15 protein-coding genes are annotated in these 15,411 nt (G+C 66.9%); 13 read left to right on the top strand and 2 right to left on the bottom strand.

Features of this window, described 5'->3' with window-relative positions; all coding sequences use genetic code 11:
• The first annotated feature begins 24 nt into the window (after window positions 1-24).
• The 9 genes from ada to GA645_RS04440 all read left to right on the top strand — a co-directional run bounded on the left by ada (window position 25) and on the right by GA645_RS04440 (window position 10,474).
• Window positions 25-1,086 (top strand): bifunctional DNA-binding transcriptional regulator/O6-methylguanine-DNA methyltransferase Ada, encoded by a 1,062-nt coding sequence (gene ada / locus GA645_RS04480; RefSeq protein WP_152220337.1) that lies wholly within the window; start codon window positions 25-27, stop codon window positions 1,084-1,086.
• Window positions 1,087-1,474: 388 nt separating this feature from the next.
• Window positions 1,475-2,383: a glutamate/aspartate ABC transporter substrate-binding protein gene (locus tag GA645_RS04475; protein ID WP_152220335.1), complete on the top strand. Its 909-nt coding sequence runs from the start codon at window positions 1,475-1,477 to the stop codon at window positions 2,381-2,383.
• Between the two features lie 315 nt (window positions 2,384-2,698).
• Window positions 2,699-3,445 (top strand): amino acid ABC transporter permease, encoded by a 747-nt coding sequence (locus GA645_RS04470; RefSeq protein WP_152220333.1) that lies wholly within the window; start codon window positions 2,699-2,701, stop codon window positions 3,443-3,445.
• Window positions 3,442-4,110, top strand: coding sequence for an amino acid ABC transporter permease (locus GA645_RS04465; RefSeq protein ID WP_178119483.1), 669 nt, complete (start codon window positions 3,442-3,444; stop codon window positions 4,108-4,110). Before GA645_RS04470 ends, GA645_RS04465 begins: the two co-directional genes overlap by 4 nt.
• Window positions 4,107-4,841 (top strand): amino acid ABC transporter ATP-binding protein, encoded by a 735-nt coding sequence (locus tag GA645_RS04460; protein WP_152220331.1) that lies wholly within the window; start codon window positions 4,107-4,109, stop codon window positions 4,839-4,841. Before GA645_RS04465 ends, GA645_RS04460 begins: the two co-directional genes overlap by 4 nt.
• Before the next feature lie 72 nt (window positions 4,842-4,913).
• Window positions 4,914-6,587, top strand: a complete 1,674-nt coding sequence (ggt, locus tag GA645_RS04455; protein ID WP_152220330.1) for a gamma-glutamyltransferase — start codon at window positions 4,914-4,916, stop codon at window positions 6,585-6,587.
• Between the two features lie 83 nt (window positions 6,588-6,670).
• Complete coding sequence (locus GA645_RS04450; RefSeq protein WP_372239798.1) at window positions 6,671-8,563, top strand: ATP-binding protein; 1,893 nt, start codon at window positions 6,671-6,673, stop codon at window positions 8,561-8,563.
• Window positions 8,564-8,610: 47 nt separating this feature from the next.
• The gene (locus tag GA645_RS04445; RefSeq protein ID WP_256676162.1) at window positions 8,611-9,894 is read left to right on the top strand and encodes a sigma-54 dependent transcriptional regulator; all 1,284 of its coding nucleotides are present in this window, start codon (window positions 8,611-8,613) and stop codon (window positions 9,892-9,894) included.
• A gap of 130 nt (window positions 9,895-10,024) precedes the next feature.
• A complete protein-coding gene (locus GA645_RS04440) occupies window positions 10,025-10,474 on the top strand; it encodes a hypothetical protein (RefSeq protein WP_152220325.1) in 450 nt (149 codons plus the stop codon).
• Window positions 10,475-10,562: 88 nt separating this feature from the next.
• Here GA645_RS04440 and GA645_RS04435 read toward each other — a convergent pair whose 3' ends face one another.
• Window positions 10,563-11,531, bottom strand: coding sequence for an AraC family transcriptional regulator (locus GA645_RS04435; RefSeq protein WP_152220323.1), 969 nt, complete (start codon window positions 11,529-11,531; stop codon window positions 10,563-10,565).
• Window positions 11,532-11,700: 169 nt separating this feature from the next.
• Between GA645_RS04435 and GA645_RS04430 the strand changes: the two genes are divergently transcribed.
• On the top strand, window positions 11,701-12,594 hold the full coding sequence (locus GA645_RS04430; RefSeq protein ID WP_152220321.1) for an NAD(P)H-binding protein: 894 nt from the start codon (window positions 11,701-11,703) through the stop codon (window positions 12,592-12,594).
• A gap of 116 nt (window positions 12,595-12,710) precedes the next feature.
• Window positions 12,711-12,953, top strand: a complete 243-nt coding sequence (locus tag GA645_RS04425) for a hypothetical protein (RefSeq protein WP_152220319.1) — start codon at window positions 12,711-12,713, stop codon at window positions 12,951-12,953.
• Between the two features lie 4 nt (window positions 12,954-12,957).
• Here GA645_RS04425 and GA645_RS04420 read toward each other — a convergent pair whose 3' ends face one another.
• Entirely contained in the window at window positions 12,958-13,569 is a 612-nt protein-coding gene (locus GA645_RS04420; protein ID WP_152220317.1) for a class I SAM-dependent methyltransferase, read from the bottom strand.
• 230 nt (window positions 13,570-13,799) lie between these two features.
• Here GA645_RS04420 and GA645_RS04415 point away from each other — a divergent pair, with 230 nt between their 5' ends.
• Window positions 13,800-14,522: a GntR family transcriptional regulator gene (locus GA645_RS04415; protein ID WP_152220315.1), complete on the top strand. Its 723-nt coding sequence runs from the start codon at window positions 13,800-13,802 to the stop codon at window positions 14,520-14,522.
• Window positions 14,519-15,406, top strand: coding sequence for a methylisocitrate lyase (gene prpB, locus GA645_RS04410; protein ID WP_152220313.1), 888 nt, complete (start codon window positions 14,519-14,521; stop codon window positions 15,404-15,406). The genes GA645_RS04415 and prpB overlap by 4 nt, the downstream gene beginning before the upstream one ends.
• The last annotated feature ends 5 nt before the right edge of the window (window positions 15,407-15,411 follow it).

The raw sequence follows: 15,411 nt of genomic DNA, 5'->3' as shown, positions 1-15,411 counted from the left end.
CGCCGAATTCCCTGGAGACACGCCATGATGAGCATCGAACTGAACCCCGAGCGCTGCTGGCAGGCCGTCTGCGAGCGCGATGCGCGCTTCGAGGGCCGCTTCGTCTTCAGCGTGCGCTCTACCGGTGTCTACTGCCGCCCCAATTGCCCGGCCCGCCGGCCCTCGCGCAGCAATGTGGCCTTTTACGAAGGCCCCGCCGCCGCCGAGGCGGCCGGATTCCGCCCGTGCAAACGTTGCTCGCCGAACGGCCCGAGCCCCCGCGAGCAACTGGATGCGCTGGTTGCCGCTGCCTGCGAACTGCTCGACCGCGCGGAGAAACCGCTGACCCTGGACGAGCTGGCCGGCCGCATCGGCCTCTCCGCCTCGCACCTGGCCCGCGCCTTCAAGGCCCGCACCGGCCTGACCCCACGCGCCTGGGCCGAGTCACGGCGCGAACAGCGCCTCGCCGCCGCGCTGCCGCAGGCGCGTTCGGTGCTGGATGCGGCCCTGGAAGCGGGTTACTCCGGCACCCGCGCCCTCTACGAAAGCGCCACTCCGCTGACCCCGGCGCAGCGCCGGCAGAAGGGCGCCGGCGAACGCCTGCGCTACGTCATCGCACCCTGCCCATTGGGCCAGATGCTGCTGGCGGCCACCGACAAGGGCGTCTGCGCCCTGCTGTTCGCCGATGACGCCGGGGAGCTGGAGCGGCAACTGGCCGAACGCTTCGGCGCCGCCGAGCGGATGCGCGACGACGCGGGCCTGGGCGGCTGGTTGAAGCAGGTACTGGCGCAGCTGGCGGAGCCCGAACAGGCCGCCCACCTGCCGCTGGACCTGCACGGCAGCGCCTTCCAGCTGCGCGTCTGGCGCGCCCTCACGCGCATCCCCAGCGGCGAGACTCGCCGCTACGGCGAGTTGGCCGAACAGCTGGGCAGCCATCCACGGGCCATCGCCCGCGCCTGTGCCAGCAACAGCGTCGGCCTGCTGGTGCCCTGCCACCGGGTGGTCGGCAGCGCGGGCGAAGGCGGCTACCGCTGGGGGCTGCCGCGCAAGCGCGAGCTGCTGCGCCGCGAGGAGCGCGCCGCCGGCCGGGTCAGCGACAACGACTGAGACCGGCCACGCCTGAAACCGCCGCCTCGCCCGGCGGCGCGGGTGCTGTCATCCTCCCCCACGGGCCATCCCCCGCGACGGTCCTCCTCGATTGGAACGCCCGGCCGTGTGCGCTGTCTTCCATCCCGGACAGAGAGCCCGCCAAGTGACGCCTGGCGCCCTGTCGTTCGGATTTCCGAACGCAAATTCATCGAATATCCGGATTGCCGAACACCCCAAGCGGCGAGATGCTCGGCAACACATAAAAATATCTTTTATATTCAATAACTTAAAAACAAATCCAGAAGTTGGCACAGAGCCTGCTCCTGTCCATCCCAAGCATGCGGCATGGCTACCCCTCGCCAGTCGCAGGACTGAATAACAAACACAACCAGTCGAGGTAGATTCCATGCGTTTCGCACCCCGTGCGTTGGGTGCCGCCATTGTCGCGGCCCTGCTCGCCACTCCCGTCGTCGCTGAAGAGCTCACCGGCACCCTGAAGAAGATCAAGGACTCCGGCACCGTCGTCCTCGGCCACCGTGACGCCTCCATTCCCTTCTCCTACCTCGCCACTGATCCGCGTCAGCCGGTGGGCTACTCCCACGACCTGCAGCTGAAGGTCGTCGAAGCCCTGAAGAAAGAGCTGAACCTCCCCGACCTGAAGGTGCGCTACAACCTGGTCACCTCCCAGACCCGTATCCCGCTGGTGCAGAACGGCACCGTGGACATCGAGTGCGGCTCCACCACCAACAACCTGGAGCGCCAGAAGCAGGTCGACTTCTCCGTCGGCATCTTCGAAGTGGGCACCCGCCTGCTGACCAAGACCAGCTCGGGCATCAACGACTTCGCCGACCTGAACGGCAAGAACGTGGTGACCACCGCCGGCACCACCTCCGAGCGTCTGCTCAAGCAGATGAACGCCGAGAAGAAGATGGGCATGAACATCATCTCGGCCAAGGACCACGGCGAGTCCTTCCTGATGCTCGAATCCGGCCGCGCCGTGGCCTTCATGATGGACGACGCGCTGCTCTACGGCGAAATGGCCAAGGCCAAGAACCCGGCCGACTGGCACGTGGTCGGCAAGCCGCAGTCCTACGAGATCTACGCGTGCATGGTTCGCAAGGGCGACGCAGCGTTCAAGCAGGTGGTCGACAAGGCCATCGCCGACACCTTCGCCTCGGGCGAGGTGAACAAGATCTACGACCAGTGGTTCATGAAGCCGATCCCGCCGAAGGACCTGAACCTCAACTTCCCGATGAGTGATGAGCTCAAGAAGCTGATCGCCACTCCGACCGACAAGTCTGCCGAGCAGATGTAACGGTCGCGCGCAGCGCCACCCACAAGGTGGCGCTGCGCGGGGGATCGGGAGCGCAAGCCTTGCGCTCCCGGCCCATTACTCCTGATGACGATGCCGGAACATCCGCTACCCGCGGGTGGTGGGCCTTTGCACGCCCGCTTCCGGCTTCGTGCCGTAAAACAAATACCTGCTCATGCTCCGCGAGCTAGAGCAGAACAAGGCGGAGACAGGCGAGGGAGCGGAGTTAACAGCTGTTAATGAGCATCCCGAGCCTGTCTCCAACGCAGTTCTGCCGACGCGCAGCGGAGCGTGAACAACTCTGAGGGGAAACCCGTCATGGATTACAACTGGGACTGGGGCGTGTTCTTCAAGTCCACCGGGATCGGCGACGAGCGCTACCTGGACTGGTACATCACCGGCCTTGGCTGGACCATCGCCGTCTCGCTCGCTGCCTGGTTCATCGCCCTGGCGCTCGGCGCGCTGCTGGGCGTGATGCGCACCCTGCCCAACCGCTGGCTGTCCGGCATCGCCACCGCCTACGTGGAGCTGTTCCGCAACGTGCCGCTGCTGGTGCAGCTGTTCCTCTGGTACTTCTTCGTGCCGGACTACCTGCCGCAGCCGATCCAGGACTGGTTCAAGCTGGGCATCGCCCCGGAAACCTCGGCCTTCATCAGCGTCGTCGTGTGCCTGGGCCTGTTCACCGCCGCGCGGGTCTGCGAGCAGGTGCGCACCGGCATCCAGGCGCTGCCCAAGGGCCAGCTCGCCGCCGCCAGCGCCATGGGCTTCCGCCTGCCGGCGATCTACCGCTACGTGCTGCTGCCGCAGGCCTTCCGCATCATCATTCCGCCGCTCACCTCCGAGTTCCTCAACGTCTTCAAGAACTCCTCGGTGGCCTCCCTGATCGGCCTCATGGAGCTGCTCGCGCAGACCAAGCAGACCGCCGAATTCAGCGCCAACCTGTTCGAGGCCTTCACCCTGGCCACGCTGATCTACTTCACCCTGAACATGAGCCTGATGCTCGGCATGCGCTTCGTCGAGAAGAAGGTCGCGGTGCCGGGCCTGATTTCCGTGGGAGGTAAATGATGGACTTCAGTCAGATCGTCCCCGCCCTCCCCGGCCTCTGGGACGGCATGCTCAGCACCCTGCAGCTGATGGCGCTGGGCATCCTGGGCGGCGTGGTGCTGGGCACCCTCCTCGCACTGATGCGCCTGTCCAACAGCAAGCTGCTGTCGAACATCGCCGGCTTCTACGTGAACTACTTCCGCTCGATCCCGCTGCTGCTGGTGATCACCTGGTTCTACTTCGCGGTGCCTTTCATCCTGCGCTGGATCACCGGCCAGGACACCCCGGTGGGCGCGTTCACCTCGTGCCTGGTGGCCTTCATGATGTTCGAGGCGGCCTACTACTGCGAGATCGTCCGCGCCGGCATCCAGGCCATCCCGAAGGGCCAGATTGGCGCGTCCTACGCGCTGGGCATGACCTACAGCCAGGCCATGCGCCTGATCATCCTGCCCCAGGCGTTCCGCAAGATGACCCCGCTGCTGCTGCAGCAGAGCATCATCCTGTTCCAGGACACCTCGCTGGTCTACAGCGTCGGCCTGATGGACTTCCTCAACGCCGCCCGCTCCCGTGGCGACATCATCGGCCAGCCCCATGAGTTCCTGATCTTCGCCGGTCTCGTCTACTTCGTCATCAGCTTCGCCGCTTCCCTCGGCGTGAAGCGCCTGCAGAAAAGGTTAACCGTATGATCTCCATCGACAACGTCAGCAAGTGGTATGGCGACTTCCAGGTGCTCACCGACTGCAACACCAAGGTGTCCAAGGGTGAAGTGGTGGTGGTCTGCGGCCCGTCCGGCTCGGGCAAGTCGACCCTGATCAAGTGCGTCAACGCGCTGGAGCCTTTCCAGAAGGGCGACATCACCGTCGACGGCACCTCCATCGCCAACCCGAAAACCGACCTGCCGAAGCTGCGCTCCCGCGTGGGCATGGTGTTCCAGCACTTCGAGCTGTTTCCGCACCTGTCCATCACCGAGAACCTGACCATCGCCCAGCGCAAGGTCCTGGGCCGGAGCAAGGAAGAGGCGATGGACAAGGGCATGAAGCTGCTCGACCGCGTCGGCCTCAAGGCCCATGCGCACAAGCACCCCGGCCAGCTCTCCGGCGGCCAGCAGCAGCGCGTCGCCATCGCCCGCGCGCTGGCCATGGACCCGATCGTGATGCTGTTCGACGAACCGACCTCGGCGCTCGACCCGGAGATGGTCAACGAGGTACTCGACGTGATGGTCCAGCTCGCCCAGGAAGGCATGACCATGATGTGCGTGACCCACGAGATGGGCTTCGCGCGCAAGGTCGCCGACCGGGTGATCTTCATGGACCGCGGGCAGATCGTCGAAGACTGCCCGAAGGAAGAGTTCTTCGGTGACCTCAAGGGCCGCGCCGAACGCACCCAGCAGTTCCTCGCCAAGATTCTTCAGCACTGATACCCCGGCGCGCTTCGGTTCGCCGAGGCGCTCCTCCTCACCGCAAGCACAACAATAAATAAGGAAGAGTCCATGCGCTTGTTCGACTTCACGAAACTCCCCCTGGGCGTCGCCATCCTCGCCGCCAGTTCCTCGGTCTTCGCCGCCACCCTCGACGGTGGCGCGGTGGCCGCGCCTGACCAGTACGGCGCCAGGGTCGCCGCCGAGATCCTGAAGAAGGGCGGCAACGCCGTCGACGCCGCGGTCGCCACCGCCTTCACCCTCGCGGTCACCTACCCCGAAGCCGGCAACATCGGCGGCGGTGGCTTCATGACCCTGTATGTCGACGGCAAGCCGTACTTCCTCGACTACCGCGAGATCGCGCCCAAGGCCGCGACCAAGACCATGTACCTGAACGACAAGGGCGAGGTGATCGAGAACCTCAGCCTGGTGGGCACCAAGGCCGCCGGCGTGCCGGGCACGGTGATGGGCCTGTGGGAAGCCCACAAGCGCTTCGGCAAGCTGAAGTGGAGCGAGCTGCTGACCCCGGCCATCGGCTACGCCAAGACCGGCTTCAAGGTCGCCGACCAGCAGTACCAGTACCGCCAGGACGCCATCGCGCTGTTCAACGGCAAGACCAACTTCGGCGACTACTTCGGCACCATGAAGCCGGGGCAGACCTTCAAGCAGCCCGAGCTGGCCAAGACCCTGGAGCGCATCGCCGACAAGGGCCCGGACGACTTCTACAAGGGCGAGACCGCCAAGCTGCTGGTCGCGCAGATGAAGCACGACGGCGGCCTGATCACCGCCGAAGACCTGAGCACCTACGAGACCAAGTGGCGCGAGCCGATGCGCATCGACTGGCAGGGCAACACCCTCTACACCGCGCCGCTGCCGAGCTCCGGCGGCATCGCCCTGGCCCAGCTGATCGGCATCAAGGAACAGCGCGCCGCCGACTTCAAGGGTGTGGAGCTGAACTCTGCCAAGTACATCCATCTGCTCGCCGAGATCGAGAAGCGGGTGTTCGCCGACCGCGCCGACTACCTGGGCGACCCGGACTTCTCCAAGGTGCCGGTAGCCCAGCTGACCGACCCGGCATATATCGCCAAGCGCGCCACCGAGGTCAACCCGAACGCCATCTCGCCCACCGAGAAGGTCCGTCCGGGCCTGGAGCCGCACCAGACCACGCACTTCTCCATCGTCGACAAGGACGGCAACGCCGTCAGCAACACCTACACCCTGAACTGGGACTTCGGCAGCGGCGTGGTGGTCAAGGGCGCTGGCTTCCTGCTCAACGACGAAATGGATGACTTCAGCGCCAAGCCGGGCGTGGCCAACGCCTTCGGCGTGGTCGGCAGCGATGCCAACGCCATCGAACCGGGCAAGCGCATGCTCTCCTCCATGAGCCCGAGCATCGTCACCCGCGACGGCAAGGTCAGCCTGGTGCTGGGTACCCCCGGCGGCTCGCGGATCTTCACCTCGATCTTCCAGGTGCTGAACAACGTCTACGACTACCACCTGCCCCTGGAGAAGGCCGTGGCCGCGCAGCGCGTGCACCATCAGCTGCTGCCCAAGGACACCATCTACTTCGACGCCTACGCCCCGCTCACCGGCAAGGTCGCCGACGAGCTGAAGGCCATGGGTTACAAGCTGGAAGACCAGGGCTGGAACATGGGTGACATCCAGGCCATCCGCGTCGACGGCAAGGCTCTGGAAACCGCCTCCGATCCGCGCGGCCGCGGCATCGGCATGGTCGTCAAACCCTAAGCCTGCGAGAGCGCACCATGTGGTATCCGAGCCAGTCCATCGCCGCACCCCGGCGCTGGGCTGGCTCGGCCCGGACGACTGTGCTGCAATGCCCTCCCAGCCCATTGCCACCGCCGCTCACCGTGAAACCTGGCCTGCTGCGCAACCTCCTCTTGCCTCTCCTGCTGCTCCTGCTCACGCTGGGCTTCGGCTACGGCGGCTACCTGATCAGCGACGGCGCCGGCACCCGCGCCCTGATCGGCAGCGGCGAACGCCAGCTGGAGCTGCACGCCCGTGGCGTGGAAAGCGAGATGAGCCGCTACTCCTACCTACCCAGCGTGCTGGAGCTGGAAAAGAACGTCACCCGCCTGCTGCTCGACCCCACCCCCTACAACCGCAACCTGGTCAACGCCTACCTCGAAGGCCTGAACCGCCGCGCCGGCAGCCGCGCCATCTACCTGCTGGACACCTCCGGCCGGGTACTGGCCACCAGCAACTGGCAGAACGTGGACAGCTACCAGGGCGAGGACCAGTCGTTCCGCGCCTACTTCCAGGACGCCATGGCCGGCCGGCCGGGGCGCTTCTACGGCATGGACAGCACCACCGGCGAGCCCGGCTACTACCTGGCCCACGGCCTGGTCAGCGGCGACCAGATCATTGGCGTTGCGGTGGTCAAGGTGAAGATGGATGCGCTCGAAGAGCGTTGGCAGAAAGCCCGCCTGCAAGCCTTCGTCAGCGATGAGAACGGCATCATCATCCTCTCCAGCGATCCGGCCCTGCGCCTGAAAGCCGTGCGCCCGCTCAGCGCCGACGACAAGGAGCGCATGGCGCGCAGCCTGCAGTACTACTGGTGGGCGCTCAACGAATGGCAGCCGCTTGCACGCCGTTCGCTGGGCGACGGCGTGGAAGAAATCAGCTTCCCGCCGCAGTCACCCGAAGCCGACGGCCACAACCCCGTCAGCTACCTGATGCAGACCCGCCGTCTCAACGACACCTCGTGGAACTTCACCCTGCTCAGCCCGCTGCACGACGTGCGCCGCGAAGCCATGATCCACGGCATGCTCGCCGCCCTGGGCTTCGCCCTGCTGGCCTTCCTGCTGATCGCCTGGAACGAGCGGCGCAAGGTCATCGCCACCCGCCTCGCCGCCCGTGAAGCGCTGGAGCAGGCCAACAACGCCCTGGAGCGGCGCATCACCGAACGCACCAGCGACCTGCGCGCCAGCAACCAGCACCTGCGCGAACAGATCCGTGAACGCCGCCAGGCCGAGGACACCCTGCGAAAAGCCCAGGACCGCCTGGTGCAGGCCGGCAAGCTGGCGGTGATCGGGCAGATGTCCACCAGCATCGCCCACGAACTCAACCAGCCGCTGGCGGCGCTGCGTACCCTCTCGGGCAACACCGTGCGCTTCCTCGCGCGCGGCAAGCTGGATGTCGCCAGCAGCAACCTGGAAGCCATCAACGAGATGGTCGACCGCATGGGCCGCATCACCGCCAGCCTGCGCGCCTTCGCCCGGCGCGCCGACGACCACGGCCAGGCCGGCCTGGGCAAGGCAGTGGACGCGGCGATGATGGTTCTGCAGGTGCGCCTCAAGGAAGTCCCGGTGAGCCTGCACCGCGACTTCCCCGACGCGCGCCTGGCCATCGACCAGACCCGCCTGGAACAGATCCTGGTCAACCTTATCGCCAACGCGCTGGACGCCATGAGCCCGCAGGCCGACCGCCAGCTCTGGCTGGAAGGCCGCATCGACGGCAACGACCGCTATCGCCTGGTGGTGCGCGACAATGGCCCCGGCATCCCGCAGGACCAGCGCCAGCACCTGTTCGAACCCTTTTTCACCACCAAGCCCGGCGAACTCGGCCTGGGCCTGGGCCTGACCTTATCGGCCAGCCTCGCCACCGCCGCCGGCGGCAGCCTGGGCGTGGCCTACCCGGAGGCCGGCGGCACCGCCTTCGAGCTCTACCTGCCGCTGCTGCCTGCCCTGGAGACCCCTACATGAGCGAAGAATCCCTGCGCGTACTGGTCGTCGAGGACGACCCGCACGTCCTGCTCGGCTGCCAGCAGGCGCTGGCCCTGGAAGACATCGACAGCGACGGCGTGGGCAGCGCCGAGGAAGCCTTGCAGCGGGTCGGCGCAGACTTCCCCGGCATCGTCGTCAGCGACATCCGCATGCCCGGCATGGGTGGCCTGCAACTGCTGGACAAGCTCAAGGCGCTGGACCCCAGCCTGCCGGTGGTGCTGATCACCGGCCACGGCGACATCGCCATGGCAGTGAAGGCCATGCACGACGGCGCTTATGACTTCATGGAGAAGCCCTTCTCCCCCGAGAAGCTGGTGGACACTGCGCGCCGCGCGCTGGCCCAGCGCGCGCTGACCCGCGAAGTCAGCCAGCTGCGCCGCCAGCTCGCCGGCAAGCAGGCCCTGGAAAGCCGGCTGATCGGCCGCTCACCGGCCATGCAGGCTTTGCGCGAGCTGATCGCCAACGTCGCCGACACCTCCGCCAACGTGCTCATCGAAGGCGAGACCGGCACCGGCAAGGAACTGGTCGCCCGCTGCCTGCACGACTACAGCCGGCGCCAGCCCAAGCCCTTCGTCGCCCTCAACTGCGGCGGCCTGCCGGAAAGCCTGATCGACAGCGAGATTTTCGGTCACGAGGCCCACGCCTTCACCGGCGCCGGCAAGCGCCGGATCGGCAAGATCGAGCACGCCAATGGGGGCAGCCTGTTCCTCGACGAGATCGAGAGCATGCCGCTGAACCTGCAGATCAAGCTGCTGCGCGTGCTGCAGGAACAGCAGCTGGAACGCCTGGGCTCCAACGAACTGATCCGGGTGGACTGCCGGGTGATCGCCGCGACCAAGTCCGACCTCGCCGCCATGGGCCGCGACGGCAGCTTCCGCAGCGACCTCTACTACCGACTCAACGTCATCACCCTGAACCTGCCGCCGCTGCGCGAGCGCCGCGAAGACATCCTGATGCTCTTCGAGCACTTCCTGCAGCAGTCCTCGCTGCGCTTCGACCGCCCGGCACCCACCATCGACAACGCAACCGCCGCCACCCTGATGGCCCACGACTGGCCGGGCAACGTGCGCGAGCTGCGCAACGTCGCCGAACGCTTCGCCCTCGGCCTGCCGGTGCTGGCCGGCGGCAACCTCGGCGCGGACGCTGGCGAGCCGCGTTTCGCCGAGGCCGTGGAAGCCTTCGAGAAGAGCCTGCTGACCACCGCCCTGGAACGCCACGCCGGCAATCTGAGCCAGGCTGCGGCGGCCCTGGGCATGGCCAAGACCACGCTGTTCGACAAGGTGAAGAAGTACGGCCTCAAGGGCGAGTAAGCCGCCCGGGGTTCTCCGGGATCGCCTGTGTGGCTGACGACCTGTAGGAGCCACCGCCCGCCCATTGATCTGCGCTGCCGCCTCCCCGACACTATCGCCCTTTCCACCGGCCGCACGAGCGGGAGCCACCATGTCCACCCAAGCCGAAACCCTCTGGAACCAGCTCTGCGCCGATGCCGGCGTCGACCCGCAGCAGCGCATGGCCGCGCGCCGCGCCATTCTCGCCAGCGCCGAGGCGCTGGACGCCGACGTCTACCGCCCGGACGACAATGACCCGGATGCCGAAGAGCTGGACATGGGGGGCGCCAAGGTCCTCTTCCTCGGCCCCTTTGAAGCCCCCGTCGAGTGGGACGCCGCCGAGCGCGAAGACTTCTTCGACGACGCCGACCCGACGCTGTTCTTCAACGCGCGCATCGAGTCCGAAGCCGAGCCGGGTTCGCCGGGCTACTTCGTTCCCGAAATCGGCGACTTCCTGGCGGTGATGGACGCCGGCAAGATCCAGATGTACTTCCTCCACGACTGGAGCGAAGACAACGATGGCTGCACCTGCGTGCTGATCCGCGACGATATCCAGCTCTGATCCATCCCTGCGGGGGTGGGCCATGCCCTGCAGCCGGAACTCCCCTGTAGGAGCGGGCCGTGCCCGCGATCGCGCGCATGGCCCGCTCCTACAGGCTGCGTCGCACGCTCCCCGGCGACACCCCGATGCAACGCTTGAACGCCCGGCTGAACGCCGCCTCGGACTGGTAGCCAAGGCGCTCGGCCAGCTCGGCGACAGCAATCTCGCGCTCCTGCAACCAGCTCAACGCCACGTGCATGCGCCAGCGGGTGACATAGTGCATGGCCGGCATGCCGACCTTCTCGGCAAAGCGCGCGGCGAAGGCCGAGCGCGACATCGCCGCCGCCCCGGCCAGCGCAGCCAGGCTCCAGTCCCGCGCCGGCTCGCGGTGGATCAGGCTGAGCGCGCGGCCCAGCTGGCGATCCTGCAATGCGCCAAGCCAACCGGTCTGCGCCGCCGGGTCCTGCTCGATCCAGGCGCGGATGGCCTGGATCACCAGGATATCCGCCAGCCGGGTAATCACCGTCTCCCCGCCCGGCCGCATCGCTCGCGACTCGTACTCCATCAGCCGTAGCGTGCTGAACAGCCAGTCGCGCTGGCCGGGATCGCTGATCCGCGCCTCCAGCACGCGCGGCAGCAGGCGCACCAGTTGCAGCGCAGCGGGATGGTCGAAGCGCACCGCGCCGCAGATCATCGCCGTCGGCTCGCCGCCACCGCCCTGGCGCAGCACCTCGTAGCGGTCGCTGGCGTACGCGCGTGGCAGGTCGAACAGCCCCGCCGCCGGCTCGCCCGGCGCGCTGACCAGCCGGTGCCCCTCGCCATGGGGCACCAGCACCAGGTCGCCGGGCGCCAGCCGGCACGGCTCGGCACCCTCGGCTTCCAACCAGCATTCGCCCAGGGTCAGCACATGGAACATCAGGCACTGCGGCATGGCCGGCAGGTCCAGGCCCCAGGGCGCGGTGAACTCCGAGCGGCAATAGAAGGTGCCGCTCATGCGCAGGAAATGCAGGGCCTCGCCCAGGGGATCGACGGATGCCCAGGGGTCGGTGGCGGCGGGAAGGGTTTCAGGTTGGTTCATGGAGTCGAGACTGGCCCGCGACCCGGGGATCGTCCAGCACATCTGGACGAATGAGCATGAAGTGGCGACTCCCAGGCATTAACCGTCCAGCGCATCAGCGGGAGACTAAGCCCAGGCCAACGAACCCACGGCGGGCGCCACGGGACAGGCCCACCACGAGGACATCGCCATGATCACCGTAATGGGCGCCACCGGTCGTACCGGTTCGAGAATCTGCCAGACCCTGCTTAACGCCAGCGTGCCGGTCCGCGCCCTCGGGCGCAGCGCCGAGCGTCTCGCCCCGCTGGCCGCCGCCGGCGCGCAGATCGCCGTCGGCGAGCCGGACGACGCCGACTTCCTCGCCGAGGCCTTCCAGGGCGCCGAGGCAATCTACACCCTGCTCGCCTACGGCCCGGACACCGAGGACTACCGCCAGCAGCAGGCCGCCCAGGGCGAGGCCATCCTGCAAGCCATCCGCCGCAGCGGCGTACGCCGGGTGGTGTTCCTCAGCAGCGTCGGGGCGGACGTACCGTCCGGCAGTGGGCCGATCGTCAGCATGCATGACCAGGAACAGCGCCTACTCACGCTGCCGCCGGAGGTGAACGTATTGATGCTGCGCTCCGGCGCGCTGTTCGAGAACCTGTATGGCGCGCTGGAAGTCGTCCGCGCCTACGACTGCTACAGCGACGCGGTGGCGCCGGACGTACCGGTGCCGATGGTCGCCACCGCCGACGTGGCCGACGCTGCCAGCCGTGCCCTGCTCGCTCGCGACTGGCAGGGCGTGGGGACCCGCGAGGTGCTCGGCCAACGTGACCTCAGCTACGCCGAAGCGACCCGCCTGCTCGGCGCCGCCATCGGCAAGCCGCAGCTGCCTTACATCCAGGTATCGCCGGAGGAGCTGGCCGAGGGCCTGCAACAGGTGGGCTTCTCCGCCAGCGTGGCGGGCTGCTACGCGGAGTTGGCCGAAGCGATCAACAGCGGGCGGGTACGCGCACGGGAAGAGCGTTCGCCGACCAACACCACGACGACTCCGTTCGAGGCTTTCGCCAAGGATTGGGCGGCGGCTTTTGCAGCGTTGCCGTAGGACAGATGCCCGGCGTGAAAATAATTTCCTACAAATTAATCAGATGTCTCCGATGAATTATGCGCGGGGCGGGTGTCTAGAGTAGGCACCCTATTTTCCCCACTGGAACACCCGCCATGCATACCGATCCCGACAGCCTCTGGGTCGAAGTGGAGACCTGGTCTCCCTACCGCCCGCAACGCATCCTTCACGGCCGCATCAGCCGGGAAGACTTCCTCGCCCTGTACGAAGGCCATGCACCCGCCATGGTGCGCCTGGATGACTGCCAGAACGGCGAGGCGCCCAGTGGCGCCGTGCAGGACTTGTTCCTCGCCAGCTCGCACATCCTCAGCGTCACCCCGCTGCACCGCGCCGCCTGAGCCCTCAGTCGGCCATGCCGCGGTAGACATAGGTCATCGGCCGAGGCCCCGGCAGGTAGTCCTGGACCAGCTCGCGCAGCATGAAGCCGCCGGCCTGGATCAGCGACGGCATGTCGCGGTCGAGGTGACAGCCGCCGGCCAGCGGCTTCCATACCGGGGTCAGCCGGTGCTGCCAGGCGCGCACGCTGGCGTCCGGCGCCAGGCCGTGCTCGCAGAAGAGGAACTCGCCGCCGGGCTTGAGCACGCGGCGCATTTCCTTCAGCGCCGCCACCGCATCGGGAATGCTGCACAGGGTGAAGGTGCAGACGATGCTGTCGAAGCTGCCGGAGTCGGCGCGGATCTCGCCCAGCTCCAGCGCCACCATCTCCACCGGGATGCCGATGCGCGCGACGCGCTCGCGGGCGAGCTTCTGCATCTGCGCCGCCGGATCGACCCCGACGATTGTCGACACTTTCGCCGGATCGTAGAACGACAGGTTCAGCCCGGTGCCCATGCCGATCTCCAGCACCCGACCATGGGCGCGCGGCACCAGCAGCGAGCGCTGCTTCATCACATCACCCAGGCCGCAGGCGAAATCGATCAGCCGGGGCAGGACATAACGGTCGTAGAGTTGCATACGCGCGATCTCCGTTTTTCCCCCGATCGTAGCGGGCCTGAGCGGCGCCGGCTCACAGCCTGACGAGGGGATTTGCGCCATTCTCGCGGACAGCGCCGCCGACTGACCGCCTCGCTTGGGCATAATCCCAAGGGTTTGTTAGACGATTGTCGACACTTCATCAAATCTTGATTGACCGAGACCTCTTCGAGGGGTAGCTTTCGCCGCACATCAAGAAGATTGTCGACACCATGAACGATAGCCTGACTCTGCCAAGCCCGGTTCCCGACGACAGCGAGACTCTATCGGAACACGTGTTCCGCAAGATCCAGTCCGCCATCGTCAAGGGCGAGATCGCCCCCGGCAGCAAGATTTCCGAGCCGGAACTGGCGCGCACCTACGGCATCAGCCGGGGCCCGCTGCGCGAGGCGATCCACCGCCTGGAAGGCCAGAAGCTGCTGGTGCGCGTGCCCCACGTTGGCGCGCGGGTGGTGTCGCTGAGCCACGAGGAACTGCTGGAGCTCTACGAGATCCGCGAGTCCCTCGAAGGCATGGCCTGCCGCCTGGCCGCCGAGCGCATGAGCCAGGCCGAGATCGACGAGCTGCGCCGGGTGCTCGACACCCACGAGCGCGACGAGGCCTTCCAGGCCGGCCGTGGCTACTACCAGCAGGAAGGCGATTACGACTTCCACTACCGGATCATCCAGGGCAGCGGCAACCGCACCCTCACTCGCATGCTCTGCGGCGAGCTGTACCAGCTGGTTCGCATGTACCGCCTGCAGTTCTCGGCGACGCCCAACCGGCCGCGCCAGGCCTTCGCCGAGCACCACCGGATTCTCGATGCCATCGCCGATCGTGACGGCGAACTGGCCGAGTTGCTGATGCGCCGTCACATCGGCGCCTCGAAACGCAATGTGGAGCGTCACTACCTGGACGCCCAAGCCAAGACAGCCAACGAACGAGGTGAACAATGAGCTACAAGACCGCCGGCCAACGTTTCCGTGACGCCCTTGCCGTAGAAAAGCCGCTGCAGGTGATCGGCGCGATCAACGCCAACCACGCGCTGCTGGCCAAGCGCGCCGGCTTCAAGGCCATCTACCTCTCCGGTGGCGGCGTGGCCGCGGGCTCCCTCGGCCTGCCGGACCTGGGCATCAACACCCTGGATGACGTGCTCACCGACGTGCGCCGCATCACCGACGTCTGCGACCTGCCGCTGCTGGTGGACATCGATACCGGCTTCGGCCCCAGCGCCTTCAATATCGAGCGCACCGTGAAGAGCCTGATCAAGGCCGGTGCCGCCGCCGCCCACATCGAAGACCAGGTCGGCGCCAAGCGCTGCGGTCACCGTCCGGGCAAGGAAATCGTCTCTGTCGAGGAAATGGCTGACCGCGTGAAAGCCGCCGCCGACGCCAAGACCGACCCGAACTTCTTCCTGATCGCCCGTACCGACGCCATCCAGGCCGAAGGCGTGGACGCCGCCATCGAGCGCTGCCAGCGCTACGTCGAGGCCGGCGCCGATGCGATCTTTGCCGAAGCCGCCTACGACCTGCCGACCTACAAGCGCTTCGTCGACGCGCTGAACGTGCCGATCCTGGCCAACATCACCGAGTTCGGCGCCACCCCGCTGTTCACCCGCGATGAGCTGGCCTCGGTCGGCGTGGCCATCCAGCTGTACCCGCTGTCGGCCTTCCGCGCCGCCAACAAGGCAGCCGAAGCCGTGTACACCGCGATCCGCCAGGAAGGTCACCAGCAGAACGTGATCGAGCTGATGCAGACCCGTGCCGAGCTGTACGACCGCATCGGTTACCACGCTTTCGAGCAGAAGCTCGACGCGCTGTTCGCTGCTGGCAAGAAGTGAGATGA

Origin of the sequence: Pseudomonas sp. SCB32 (assembly GCF_009189165.1) — a bacterium.
Taxonomy (GTDB): Bacteria; Pseudomonadota; Gammaproteobacteria; order Pseudomonadales; family Pseudomonadaceae; genus Pseudomonas.
Note: the sequence above shows the minus strand (reverse complement) of the source record. Positions and strands in the feature narration are given on the sequence as shown.

Excerpts from the sequence above, each read along its gene's own strand:
- ada (WP_152220337.1), top strand. The coding sequence starts at position 25 with ATGATGAGCATCGAACTGAACCCCGAGCGCTGCTGGCAGGCCGTCTGC.
- GA645_RS04475 (WP_152220335.1), top strand. The coding sequence starts at position 1,475 with ATGCGTTTCGCACCCCGTGCGTTGGGTGCCGCCATTGTCGCGGCCCTG.
- GA645_RS04470 (WP_152220333.1), top strand. The coding sequence starts at position 2,699 with ATGGATTACAACTGGGACTGGGGCGTGTTCTTCAAGTCCACCGGGATC.
- GA645_RS04465 (WP_178119483.1), top strand. The coding sequence starts at position 3,442 with ATGATGGACTTCAGTCAGATCGTCCCCGCCCTCCCCGGCCTCTGGGAC.
- GA645_RS04460 (WP_152220331.1), top strand. The coding sequence starts at position 4,107 with ATGATCTCCATCGACAACGTCAGCAAGTGGTATGGCGACTTCCAGGTG.
- ggt (WP_152220330.1), top strand. The coding sequence starts at position 4,914 with ATGCGCTTGTTCGACTTCACGAAACTCCCCCTGGGCGTCGCCATCCTC.
- GA645_RS04440 (WP_152220325.1), top strand. The coding sequence starts at position 10,025 with ATGTCCACCCAAGCCGAAACCCTCTGGAACCAGCTCTGCGCCGATGCC.
- GA645_RS04435 (WP_152220323.1), bottom strand. The coding sequence starts at position 11,531 with ATGAACCAACCTGAAACCCTTCCCGCCGCCACCGACCCCTGGGCATCC.
- GA645_RS04430 (WP_152220321.1), top strand. The coding sequence starts at position 11,701 with ATGATCACCGTAATGGGCGCCACCGGTCGTACCGGTTCGAGAATCTGC.
- GA645_RS04425 (WP_152220319.1), top strand. The coding sequence starts at position 12,711 with ATGCATACCGATCCCGACAGCCTCTGGGTCGAAGTGGAGACCTGGTCT.
- GA645_RS04420 (WP_152220317.1), bottom strand. The coding sequence starts at position 13,569 with ATGCAACTCTACGACCGTTATGTCCTGCCCCGGCTGATCGATTTCGCC.
- GA645_RS04415 (WP_152220315.1), top strand. The coding sequence starts at position 13,800 with ATGAACGATAGCCTGACTCTGCCAAGCCCGGTTCCCGACGACAGCGAG.
- prpB (WP_152220313.1), top strand. The coding sequence starts at position 14,519 with ATGAGCTACAAGACCGCCGGCCAACGTTTCCGTGACGCCCTTGCCGTA.